Origin of the sequence: Streptomyces sp. MnatMP-M17, from assembly GCF_900091995.1 — a bacterium.
Classification (GTDB): domain Bacteria; phylum Actinomycetota; class Actinomycetes; order Streptomycetales; family Streptomycetaceae; genus Streptomyces.
Map to the genome: position 1 here is coordinate 1 of NZ_FMDK01000611.1, position 10,289 is coordinate 10,289.

Genomic DNA, 10,289 nt, shown 5'->3' on the forward strand with positions numbered 1-10,289 from the left:
GCCAGCAGTGCGGAGAGATGTCCGGCGAGCTGGATGTTCAGCTCTTCCTCGCGGCTGCGGTGCGGGAACTCGGTGCGGTCGGCCATCGTGTGGACCGACTTCGCGCGGATCGGCTCGTACATGAGGATGGCCTCCTGGCATCGTCAGGAGACCATCCTACCTTGGATTCAGTCTAAAGTTGAGCGCAGTCCGGGAGCTTCTCGGGCTCCGGGAACTTCCGGTGCACGGCTGTACGGGTTGTGCGCGGGCTGTACGCGGGCTGTACGCGACGGCCTACGGCTGGGCGTAACCGTCCAGGAAGTTCCCGATCCGGGTCACCGCGTCCGTGAGGTCCTGGACGGCGGGCAGGGTGACGATCCGGAAGTGGTCCGGCTCCGGCCAGTTGAAGCCCGTACCGTGCACCACCATGATCCTCTCCGCCCGCAGCAGATCGAGCACCATCTGCCGGTCGTCCTTGATCTTGAAGACCTTCGGATCGAGCCGCGGGAACAGATAGAGCGCGCCCTTGGGCTTCACGCAGGTCACGCCGGGGATCTGGGTGAGCAGCTCGTACGCGGTGTTCCGCTGCTCCAGGATCCGGCCGCCGGGCAGCACCAGATCCTGGATCGACTGCCGGCCGCCGAGCGCGGTGGCGACCGCGTGCTGGGACGGCATATTGGCGCACAGCCGCATGTTCGCCAGGATCGTCAGGCCCTCGATGTACGAGGCGGCGTGCGCCTTGGGGCCGCAGACCGCCAGCCAGCCGGAGCGGAAACCGGCCACGCGGTAGTTCTTGGAGAGCCCGTTGAAGGTGAGCGTGAGCAGATCCGGCGCGATGGCGGCGGTGGGTGTGTGCGTGGCGCCGTCGTAGAGGATCCGGTCGTAGATCTCGTCGGAGCAGACGACGAGATGGTGGCGGCGGGCGATCTCGGTGAGGGCGGTGAGCATCTCGTCGCTGTATACCGCGCCGGTGGGATTGTTCGGATTGATGATCACGAGCGCCTTGGTGCGGTCGGTGATCTTCCGCTCGATATCGGCGAGGTCCGGCATCCAGTCGGCCTGCTCGTCGCAGCGGTAGTGCACGGCCGTGCCGCCGGCGAGGGAGACGGAGGCGGTCCAGAGCGGATAGTCGGGCGCCGGTACGAGCACCTCGTCGCCGTCGTCCAGCAGCGCCTGCATCGACATCTGGATCAGCTCGGAGACTCCGTTGCCGAGGTAGATGTCCTCGACGTCCAGCTCGATGCCCTTTGTCTGGTAGTGCTGCATCACCGCGCGCCGGGCGGAGAGCAGCCCTTTCGCGTCGCCGTAGCCGTGTGCGTCGCCGAGGTTGCGCAGGACGTCTTCGAGGATCTCGGGCGGGCACTCGAAGCCGAAGGCGGCCGGATTGCCGGTGTTGAGCTTGAGGATGCGCTGGCCCGCCGCCTCCATCCGCGTCGCCTCGTCGAGGACGGGGCCCCGGATCTCGTAACAGACGTTTGCGAGCTTCGTCGACTGGATGACCTGCATGTCCGCGAGCTTACGGCCGCGTAACGGAGCCCGCGTGGTGTTTCGGGTCACGTCAGCCGTGCGAGGGATTTCGCGGGGCGGGCGGGGGAGTCCGGGAGGCGCGGGGAGAGGGGGTGTGCGGTACGGAGCGGGCCTGGCTCCGGCGGCTCAGGGATGGTAGATCGACTGGAGCTGCTGGAAGGAGCGCAGGCCCTCGGGGCCCAGTTCCCGGCCCAGTCCGCTGTCCTTTCTCCCGCCGTAGGGAGAGGTGATGTCCGGCAGATATCCGTTGATGCCGATCGTGCCTGTCCGGATGCGCTTGGCCACGCGGTCGCCCCGGTCGGGATCGGTCGTCCAGACGGTGCCGGCGAGCCCGTACGGCGAGTCGTTGGCGGTGCGCACCGCGTCGTCCTCGTCGTTGAAGCCGGTGATCGTCAGGACCGGGCCGAAGATCTCTTCCCGCGCGATCACGGACGCGTTGTCGACGTCAGCGAAAATGGTCGGTTCGACGAACCAGCCCTGTTCGAGTCCGGCAGGGCGGCCTCCTCCAGTGGTCAGACGCGCGCCTTCGGCCCGGCCTCTGCCGATGTATCCCTCCACGCGTTCGCGCTGCCGCGCACTGACCAGAGGGCCGATCTGCGTGGCGGGATCCAGCGCGTCGCCCACGGTCGCACCGTCGGCCAGCGCGGTGTAGAAGTCCACGACCTCGCCGTAACGGCTGCGTGGCGCCAGGATCCTGGTGGAGGCGAAGCAGGTCTGGCCGTTGTTGAGGAAGCTCGCGGCGAAGTGCTGTTCGGCGTGTGCCGTCAGGTCCGCGTCGTCCAGGATGACGGCCGCCGACTTTCCTCCCAGTTCGAGAGTGACCGGTCGCAGCAACTGCCCGCAGGCGGACGCGATCCGGCGTCCCACGGCCGTCGAGCCGGTGAAGGCCACTCTGTCGACACCGGGATGCGTGACGAGATGGGCCCCGGTTTCGGGCCCTCCGGGCACGATGTTGACCACGCCCTCCGGGATACCCGCCTTGTCGACGGCCTCGGCCAGTACGACCGAATCGAGCACCGCCTGTGGCGCGGGCTTGAGTACAAGTGTGCATCCGGCCGCCAGAGCGGGTGCCACCTTGAAGAACGCGATCACCTGAGGAAAGTTCCAGACCATGATCGTCGCCACCACTCCTACCGGCTCACGCCGCACGGTGGTCGTTCCCATGGGTATCCCGTCGCGCTGTTCCTCCTCCGGAGTCTTGGACACGAGCTCGGCGAAGTACCGCAGCAGCATGGCCGGCACGGCGCCTTCGAAGACAGTGGCGGACGAGATCGGCATACCGTTCTGCGCGCTGACGCTCTCCGCCGTCTCCCCGCTTCTGGCGTCCAGCTCGTCCGCGAGCCGCAGCATGGCCGCAGAGCGGCGATCCGGTGGCCAGTCCGGCCAGCCACTGGGCGTGTCGAACGCGGTCCGGGCGGCGTGGACGGCACGGTCGACATCGGCCTCCATCCCTTCCGGCACGGCGCCCAGAGGCTTTTCGTCACTGGCGGAGGTGACGGTGATCTTACGGTCGGTGGACGGCTCGACCCAATTCCCTCCGATGTAAAGGCGATTCATTTCCATGACGCATTTCCCTTCCTGCGGTGACGCGGCTACGCGGAGGGGCTTTCGGTGATTTCTTCAGTGATTTTCAGGGTACGGTCCGTCGCGCAGGCTCGCAAAGATACGGCGAGGCAGGCGGGATAGCGAAGACCGCGCGAGCAGTTGACGATCCTGGCTTCCGCGCTAGCGTTGTAGCGGTAGGCCCTTTCCCTGAGCGCCATTTCCGGGGGCACGATTTCGGGCGGCAGAGGGCGGGATTATGCCTGGTGCTGAGGCTTTCGATTATGTCGTCGTCGGGGCCGGGAGCGCGGGCTGTGTGCTCGCCAACCGGCTCAGCGCGGATCCGGCCACGCGGGTCCTGCTCCTCGAAGCCGGTGGAGCCGGTGGAGAGGGAACCGCTGACAACATCCGCGTTCCTGCCGCTCTTGGATTGCTCTTCAGGTCGGATGTCGACTGGAATTATCGGACGGTCGAGCAGAAGCAGACCCGAAGGGCCTTTTACTGGCCACGAGGGAAGGCGCTCGGTGGCTCTTCCTCGACGAACGTCATGATCTACGCACGGGGCAACCGCTATGACTACGACGGCTGGCGAGATGATTTCGGTGCCCAGGGCTGGGGGTACGCGGACGTCCTCCCGTACTTCATGAAATCGGAGACGCACAGCCGTCTCGCGGGCCCTTTGCACGCCTCGAACGACCCTCGGGCGCATCCCGTCATCGATCCCCGTATTTCGGCGACGCCCGGGACATGGAGACCACGGTCGCCGGGATGAGGGCCGTCATAGCCATAGGTGAGTGCGACCCATTGCCGCAGTATCTGCGGAGCCCTTATCTGCCGGACGTCGAAGACCTCGGTGCGCTCGACGACGGGACACTGGCCGAGCACGCGCTGAGGTGGAGCGGAAGCGCCTACCACGCCGCCGGTACGTGTGCCATGGGCACGTTCGAAAGCGCCGTGGTGGATCCGGAGCTGAAGGTGCGGGGAGCGGAGGCACTGCGCGTGGTGGACGCCTCGGTCATGCCGGCCCTGCCTGGCGGCAAATACGAACGCGCCCACGGTCATGATCGCGGAAAAGGCGGCCGACCTCATTCTGAACGGGCGGTAGAGAGCGGCCGTACGGTCCGGCCCACACGGCGCCGGGCCGGCGCGTGGACGTTTCCTCGGCCGTACCGGCGGTTCAGACCGCGCGGAGGGCTCCCGGGCGGCGGCCGGTCAGCTTGTCGAGCGCGGTGGCGGTCGCGTCGTCGGCGGGGAGGTGGACGACCAGCCGCTGGCCCTCGGCCTCCGGCAGTTCGAGCGTCTCGTCCAGCAGCCGCAGCTCGCCCGCGCCGGGGTGCAGCAGCCGCCGGGCGGTGGGGCTCGGGGGCATCCGCAGGGTGGTGGCCCAGCGCTCGGCGAAGGGGGCGCCCGCGGTGAGCGTCAGCTCCTCGACAAGACCGTCCAGGTGGTCGTCGGAGACGGATCCGGTCTTGAGGCGGGCGACGAGGTCGTCGGCGTCGCGTGCCCAGTCGGGGTGGGCGGTACGGGCCCGGGGGTCGGTGAACAGGAACCGTACGAGGCTGGGCGCGGCCGGGTCCAGCAGGCCCAGGGGGCGGGCGAGCTGCTCGTACCCGCTGGTGAAGGCGATCACATCGGTCAGCCGGTTCAGCAGGACGGCGGGGGTGGGTTCCAGCCGGTCGAGCAGGGCGCGGAGGGTGGGGCGTACGGTCCGGTTCGGCGGCAGGCCCGCGCCGGGGCAGAGCTGACGCGTGTCGCTGAGCGACTTGACGGCGTGCATCAGGGCGAAGCGCTCGTCGGCGGTGAGGCGGAGGGCGTCGGCGAGGGCGGCGATGACCTGCGGGGACGGATGGCGGTCCCGGCCCTGTTCGAGCCGGGCGAGGTACTCGACGCTGATACCGGCGAGCGTGGCCAGCTCGGAACGGCGCAGCCCGGGCGTACGGCGCCGGCTGCCGTCCGGGAGCCCGACCTCGGCGGGAGTGACGGACTCGCGGCGGGCGCGCAGGAACAGGCCCAGCTCGTTGTCGCTCACGCCAGGCAATGTACCGGCCGGACCGCGCGCCGGGAGCCGTCGGATCGTAGCCCTGTCACTACTAGCCTCGGCCGGGTGTTCCTCGGGGCGGCGGATTGCGGCACGTTGACCCGGGGGCCCGCGACCGGCGGAGCCCCTCTGTGGTCTTGCTGTGGTTCTTCACACACGCCGCTGCACGCACACCGTTCCGAGGGGTCATCCGTGTTCATCGCCTACGCCGTTGTCGGCATTCTGCTCGCCGCCGTCCTGACGGGCTCCGCGTTCGCCACCTTCACCAAGCAGGAGGCGGTCGTCAGCTCGATGTCCAAAGTGGGCGTCCCCGACTCCTGGCTCCCCCGCCTGGCCACCCTGAAGGCCGCGGGCGCGGCAGGCCTCCTGATCGGCCTCTGGCTGGCCCCGCTCGGCGTGGCGGCGGCGATCGGCGTGACCCTGTACTTCATCGGCGCGGCGATCTACCACCTCCGGGCGAAGGACTACGCGATGGCCCCGGTGGCCGTGATCTTCCTCCTGGCGGTCGCGTCGCTGGTACTGCGCCTGGCCTCGGCCTGAGCGCGCTGTGACGCGGGTGCGGGGCGGGCGGGCGCCAGGCAGCTCCGGCCGTCCCAGCCCGTACGCCAGAAATCAGAGAATCAGATACCTTGGTTCCATGAAGGTGATGACCGCGACCGAAGCCTCCCGGAACTTCGCCGCCGTTCTGGACATGGCCGAGCACGGCGAGACCGTCATAGTCACGCGCGGCGGCAGGCGCCTGGCAATGATCTCGCAGGCTCCGGCGGGCAACGGCGCGGATCTCGCCGATCTCCTCGACCGCTTCGCGGGCACGCTGGATGACGACTTCGAGGACGACGTCATGGGCACCCGCTCCCTGCTGACCGCGGAGGACCCGTGGAGCGAGTGATCCTGGACGCGGGCGTCCTGATCGCTGCCGAACGCGGCAAGATCAGCCTCTCGGCGGAGCTGCGCCGGTCCAACGATGACGTCTGTGTCTCCGCTGTGACCGCCGCCGAACTCCTGCTGGGCCTCGAACTCGCCGACGGAAAGCACCGCGAGAGGCGGCAGGCGTTCATCGAGGGCGTCCTGGCACTGGTGCCGGTGGAGGAATACACGCTGCATGTGGCGCACGCCCATGCCCGTCTGGTCGCCCATGTACGGCGCGAGGGCAGGCCGCGTGGGGCGCACGACCTGATCATCGCCGCCACGGCGGCGGCGACCGCCCGCACCGTGGTGACCTTGGACGCCAAAGCCCGGTTCGGCGACCTGCCCGGCGTGCAGGCGCGCGACCTGGACGCAAGCGCGTCCGCGTCTTCCTGACGCCCGTGCGTCGTCGGCGCTGCGACCTGTCCTCAAGCGTCGGACGGGCTGAGCGGACGGGCTGAGCCGGCCGGTCCGGCGCTTGAGGACGAACCGGCCGCCCAGACATCCAGGTGTTGACGGAGCGGTCGCGCCGAGTTGACCGGATGCTGCCTCCGTTTTACGCTCGACGCTGTGCGGAGTTGGCCTCCGTTTTGTTGGGGCCGCAGGATTGTATGAAGCGGGAGGGCGTATGAGCGTCACAGGTCAGCAGGGGCGCAGGCCCCGGGTGGACGTCCAGCGCAATCGTGTGGCTCTCCTGGAAGCGGCGCAGCGCCATTTCCTGAAGTACGGGGTCGGCACCTCTTTGGAGGCGGTGGCCAAGGAGGCGGGTGTGGGGCCCGGCACGTTGTACCGGCACTTTCCCAGCCGGGAGGCGTTGCTGGCAGCCGTGTTGCAGACGCGCTCCGAGGAGTTGACGGGCCGCCGGGCGGACATCGAGCGGCTGGGTGACGCCTCCGAGGCGCTGCGGCAGTGGTTGCGGGCCATGGAGGAGTACTTCAGTGCCTTCAGCGGCCTGCCGGAACCGCTCATGGCGGCGGCCAGGGACCAGGAGCCGGACAACCCGCTCACCCTCTCCTGCGACCACCTGATCGCCACCACCGAGGAGTATGTGCGGGCCGCACAGCTCGCGGGGCACGCGCGCCCGTCGGTGCGGGGGCGCGACCTGTTCCTCGCGGCCGTCTCCGTTGCCTGGATCAGGGGCACCGGCACCACGGACGAGGGGGCGCTCGACCGCCTTCGCGCACTCGTCGAAACCGGATACCGCCGGCAGGGCGGCGCGGAGTAGGCCACGACCCGCTTCGAACCAACCGTTCTCTCCACCGCTCACGCACCCGGTGCTCCCACCTCGCGCCGCGGCACCCGTAGCAAACTCTTCATGCCGGCGTTCGGCGGTTTGTACTCCGACACCATCCGCGAGTTCCTGGGCGTTCCCGGGGACCTCAAGCTGCTGTTCGGCATCTCCTTCGGCATCTCCTTCGGCATCGCCAACGAGGCCGCCGTGGTGAACAGCGTCCGTATGGGACGCGTCCCGCTGGAGCAGAGCGTGGTCCTCCACGACACCCCCGGCGTCCTCTGACGCGGGCACCACCTCAGAAAGGGTTACCCCCATGCGCTTGTTCAGAATGTCCGAGTCCGGCCGGATCGCACTCGTCGAGGAACCGACGCCGGCACCCGCCACGGGCCAGGTGCTGGTGCGTGTGCACGCCACCTCGCTCAATGCCCGCGACCTGTTCATGCTGGACGGCCGCTACCCGGTGCCGACCGGCCGGGTGTCGCTGGTCTCCACACCGGACTGGGGCGCCGAGGTGCGCAAGCTCACCGACGGTCAGGGCGCCGACGTGGTCGTGGAGGTCGGCGGCGGCAGCAGAAGCGACCTGGAGACATGAACAGGGTCATCACGGCGCACGGACTGCGGCCGGTGATCGACCGCGTCTTCCCCTTCGAGGAAGCGCCCGCCGCAGCGTCCTACATGGCGAACGGCGCTCACTTCGGCAAGATCATCATCAGCCACTGACACCGACGACGATCTGAAAGACCCTAGCCTCGCGGCGTCCTCCGTACCGACCGCCCCGCCAGGACATCCGTGCGGCGGCCGTTCTCGATGACGAACTGGCCCGCTATGAGGACGTGCGGGATGCCCACCGGGCGGGCTCTGGGGGTGTCGAAGGTGGCTGGGGACGAGACCGTCGCCGGGTCGAAGAGGACCAGGTCGGCCCGGTAGCCCTCGTGGATCAGGCCGCGGTCGGGGAGGCGGAGGCGGGTGGCGGGGCGGCCGGTGAGGTGGGCCACGCACTCCTCCAGGGAGAGGACGCCCAGGTCACGGGCGTACCGGCCCAGATAGTGCGGGAACGTGCCGTACGCGCGCGGGTGCGGTTTGGCGCCCTGGAGGATGCCGTCGCTGCCGCCTGTGTGGACGCGGTGGCGCATGATCGCGCGGACGTTCTCCTCATGGCCCACGTGCTGGAGGATCGTCGAGCCCAGCCGGTCCTCGATCAGCAGCCGGCGGGCCGTCGTCCAGGGCGTCTCGCCGCGCGCCCGCGCCGACTCCTCGACCGTACGGCCGACATGGTCCGCGAGTTCCGGCGCCGAGACACCGGAGATCTCGATCGTGTCCCACTCGATGGGCACACCGTGGCAGCCGTCCGAGCCGACGACCTCCAGATGGTGGCGGATCCGCTCCGCCGCCGCGCCGTCCCGCAGCCGCTCCAGGATTGTGTGCGGGCCGCCCTCGCTCGCCCAGCTCGGCAGCATCGCGACGAGCGTGGTGCAGCCGGGCGTGTACGGATAGGTGTCGAGGGAGATGTCCGCGCCCGCGTCCAGCGCCCGGTCGAGCAGCGCGAGCAGCTCGGGCGCCCTGCCCTTGTTCACGCCGAAGTTCATGGTGGCGTGGGCGAGATGGAGCGCGCAGCCCGCGTGCCGGGTGAGCGTCACCATCTCCTCGTACGCCTGGAGCGCACCGGCGCCGTACGACCGGTGGTGCGGGCAGTAGTAGCCGCCGTACTCCGCCACCACCCGGCACAGCTCGGTCAGTTCGGCGTTGTCCGCGTACATCCCGGGCGTGTACGTCAGCCCGGAGGACATCCCGACCGCGCCCTGCTCCATGGACTCGGCCACCAGCCGCTTCATCCGGGCGAGTTCGGCTTCGGTCGCGGGCCGGTCGTCCCAGCCGACCGCGTACATACGGACCGTGCCCTGCGGGATCAGATACGCGGCGTTGACCGCGATGCCACGGCCGTCGAAGCCGTGGTCGAGCCGGTCCAGATACTCGCCGACCGTGCGCCAGTCGAAGTCGACGCTCGTGTCTTCCGGCGCGCCGCCGTTCCAGCCGGTGATCGCCCGCCGCACCTGCGCCAGTGTCGCGTCGTCCACGGGCGCGTACGACAGACCGTCCTGGCCGATCACTTCCAGCGTCACGCCCTGCGCGGCCTTCGCGGAGTGGTCGGGATCGCGCAGCAGCGCCAGATCGCTGTGCGCGTGCATGTCGATGAAGCCGGGCGAGAGGGCGAGCCCGTCGGCGTCGAGGACCTGGGCGCCGGTGAGGCGGCCACCGGTGAGCCGGGCGCCGCCGTCCGCTTCTTTGCGTATCGCGGCGATACGGCCGTCCGTGATGCCCACATCCGCGCGGTACGAAGGGCCGCCCGTACCGTCGATGACACGCGCGTCCCGCAGAACGAGATCCATGGCCGGCCCTCTCAGAAGAACGTACGGACGAGGTCCGTGACCGTGCCGTCCGCCTCCACGAGCGGAATGAGCTGCCATTTGTCGAACGAGGTGCACGGATGCGACAGCCCCATCCCCACCCAGTCGCCGACCTCCAGCTCCGCCTCGGGCGCGGTGGTCAGCCAGCCGTGCTGGTCGGACAGGCCCGTGACCGTGACACCGGCCGCCGGGCGGATCTCGCCGGTGCGGCCGTCCCGTACGACCTGGGCCTCGGGCAGATCCAGGTCGTACGCCGCGTCCCGCTTGCCCGCGTTGACAAAGGCCTGGCCGGGCGAGGGACGGGAGACGACCTGGGCCCAGAGCCGGAAGGCGGGCTGGAGGGAGCCCTCCTCGGGGACGCGGTTGAAGGGCGTGAGATGGCGGTAGTGGCCGTCGTCGTGCGAGATGTACGCACCTGAGCGCAGCAGCTTGAGCACGGGACGGGAGAGCGGAGGGATCTCCGCGAAGACGTCCGCGACCGCGTCGAACCAGGCGCTGCCGCCCGCGCTGATGACGATCTCGTTGGGCGTGCCCGAGAGCGTGTCCGCCGTCCGGGCCTCGAAGCGGCCCGCCTTGTCGAAGTCGGCCGCCAGCGCGACGAGCCGGCGCAGCCACGCGCGGACGGTGTCACCGTCGGCCGCCGGCACCTCGCCCTCGT

Annotated in this window: 12 protein-coding genes and 2 pseudogenes; 9 read left to right on the forward strand and 5 right to left on the reverse strand. The window is 69.5% G+C overall.

The genetic code is table 11. The features are described 5' to 3' along the window. Window positions 1-273: 273 nt before the first annotated feature. Both GA0115259_RS25935 and GA0115259_RS25940 read right to left on the reverse strand, forming a co-directional pair. Window positions 274-1,485, reverse strand: coding sequence for a pyridoxal phosphate-dependent aminotransferase (locus GA0115259_RS25935; protein ID WP_093601505.1), 1,212 nt, complete (start codon window positions 1,483-1,485; stop codon window positions 274-276). 147 nt (window positions 1,486-1,632) lie between these two features. Then, window positions 1,633-3,069 (reverse strand): aldehyde dehydrogenase, encoded by a 1,437-nt coding sequence (locus GA0115259_RS25940; RefSeq protein WP_093601507.1) that lies wholly within the window; start codon window positions 3,067-3,069, stop codon window positions 1,633-1,635. A 238-nt stretch (window positions 3,070-3,307) separates the two neighbouring features. On the opposite strand from GA0115259_RS25940, the gene GA0115259_RS41215 reads away from it, so the two are divergent. After that, complete coding sequence (locus GA0115259_RS41215; protein ID WP_237540500.1) at window positions 3,308-3,820, forward strand: GMC family oxidoreductase N-terminal domain-containing protein; 513 nt, start codon at window positions 3,308-3,310, stop codon at window positions 3,818-3,820. Beyond that, window positions 3,796-4,029, forward strand: a pseudogene (locus GA0115259_RS42185) (GMC oxidoreductase); the annotation flags it as partial. The gene GA0115259_RS41215 and the pseudogene GA0115259_RS42185, both read left to right, overlap by 25 nt. A 196-nt stretch (window positions 4,030-4,225) precedes the next feature. Here GA0115259_RS42185 and GA0115259_RS25950 read toward each other — a convergent pair. Further along, entirely contained in the window at window positions 4,226-5,077 is an 852-nt protein-coding gene (locus tag GA0115259_RS25950; protein ID WP_093601509.1) for a helix-turn-helix domain-containing protein, read from the reverse strand. A 201-nt stretch (window positions 5,078-5,278) separates the two neighbouring features. On the opposite strand from GA0115259_RS25950, the gene GA0115259_RS25955 reads away from it, so the two are divergent. The 7 genes from GA0115259_RS25955 to GA0115259_RS42190 all read left to right on the forward strand — a co-directional run bounded on the left by GA0115259_RS25955 (window position 5,279) and on the right by GA0115259_RS42190 (window position 7,946). Further along, complete coding sequence (locus tag GA0115259_RS25955; RefSeq protein ID WP_093601511.1) at window positions 5,279-5,626, forward strand: DoxX family protein; 348 nt, start codon at window positions 5,279-5,281, stop codon at window positions 5,624-5,626. A gap of 97 nt (window positions 5,627-5,723) precedes the next feature. Beyond that, window positions 5,724-5,975 carry a type II toxin-antitoxin system Phd/YefM family antitoxin gene (locus GA0115259_RS25960; protein ID WP_093601513.1) on the forward strand — a complete coding sequence of 84 codons (252 nt, stop codon included), beginning with the start codon at window positions 5,724-5,726 and terminating at the stop codon, window positions 5,973-5,975. Beyond that, window positions 5,963-6,388: a PIN domain-containing protein gene (locus GA0115259_RS25965; protein WP_093601515.1), complete on the forward strand. Its 426-nt coding sequence runs from the start codon at window positions 5,963-5,965 to the stop codon at window positions 6,386-6,388. Before GA0115259_RS25960 ends, GA0115259_RS25965 begins: the two co-directional genes overlap by 13 nt. A gap of 232 nt (window positions 6,389-6,620) precedes the next feature. Then, a complete protein-coding gene (locus tag GA0115259_RS25970; protein ID WP_093601517.1) occupies window positions 6,621-7,217 on the forward strand; it encodes a TetR/AcrR family transcriptional regulator in 597 nt (198 codons plus the stop codon). Window positions 7,218-7,307: 90 nt separating this feature from the next. Further along, window positions 7,308-7,508, forward strand: coding sequence for a nitroreductase family protein (locus GA0115259_RS25975; protein WP_176732656.1), 201 nt, complete (start codon window positions 7,308-7,310; stop codon window positions 7,506-7,508). 31 nt (window positions 7,509-7,539) lie between these two features. After that, window positions 7,540-7,818, forward strand: coding sequence for an MDR/zinc-dependent alcohol dehydrogenase-like family protein (locus GA0115259_RS25980; protein WP_237540502.1), 279 nt, complete (start codon window positions 7,540-7,542; stop codon window positions 7,816-7,818). Beyond that, complete coding sequence (locus tag GA0115259_RS42190) at window positions 7,815-7,946, forward strand: zinc-binding dehydrogenase (protein ID WP_237540503.1); 132 nt, start codon at window positions 7,815-7,817, stop codon at window positions 7,944-7,946. Before GA0115259_RS25980 ends, GA0115259_RS42190 begins: the two co-directional genes overlap by 4 nt. 23 nt (window positions 7,947-7,969) lie before the next feature. Here the strand turns inward: GA0115259_RS42190 and GA0115259_RS25985 are convergent, their stop codons facing one another. Together GA0115259_RS25985 and GA0115259_RS25990 are read right to left on the reverse strand one after the other, a co-directional pair. Next, complete coding sequence (locus tag GA0115259_RS25985; protein ID WP_093601520.1) at window positions 7,970-9,613, reverse strand: N-acyl-D-amino-acid deacylase family protein; 1,644 nt, start codon at window positions 9,611-9,613, stop codon at window positions 7,970-7,972. A gap of 11 nt (window positions 9,614-9,624) precedes the next feature. Next, window positions 9,625-10,289 (reverse strand): annotated as a pseudogene (locus GA0115259_RS25990) (amino acid deaminase); the annotation flags it as partial.

Coding starts and splice junctions, on each gene's coding strand:
- GA0115259_RS25935 (WP_093601505.1), bottom strand. CDS start 1,485: ATGCAGGTCATCCAGTCGACGAAGCTCGCAAACGTCTGTTACGAGATC.
- GA0115259_RS25940 (WP_093601507.1), bottom strand. CDS start 3,069: ATGGAAATGAATCGCCTTTACATCGGAGGGAATTGGGTCGAGCCGTCC.
- GA0115259_RS41215 (WP_237540500.1), top strand. CDS start 3,308: ATGCCTGGTGCTGAGGCTTTCGATTATGTCGTCGTCGGGGCCGGGAGC.
- GA0115259_RS25960 (WP_093601513.1), top strand. CDS start 5,724: ATGAAGGTGATGACCGCGACCGAAGCCTCCCGGAACTTCGCCGCCGTT.
- GA0115259_RS25970 (WP_093601517.1), top strand. CDS start 6,621: ATGAGCGTCACAGGTCAGCAGGGGCGCAGGCCCCGGGTGGACGTCCAG.
- GA0115259_RS25975 (WP_176732656.1), top strand. CDS start 7,308: ATGCCGGCGTTCGGCGGTTTGTACTCCGACACCATCCGCGAGTTCCTG.
- GA0115259_RS25980 (WP_237540502.1), top strand. CDS start 7,540: ATGCGCTTGTTCAGAATGTCCGAGTCCGGCCGGATCGCACTCGTCGAG.
- GA0115259_RS42190 (WP_237540503.1), top strand. CDS start 7,815: ATGAACAGGGTCATCACGGCGCACGGACTGCGGCCGGTGATCGACCGC.
- GA0115259_RS25985 (WP_093601520.1), bottom strand. CDS start 9,613: ATGGATCTCGTTCTGCGGGACGCGCGTGTCATCGACGGTACGGGCGGC.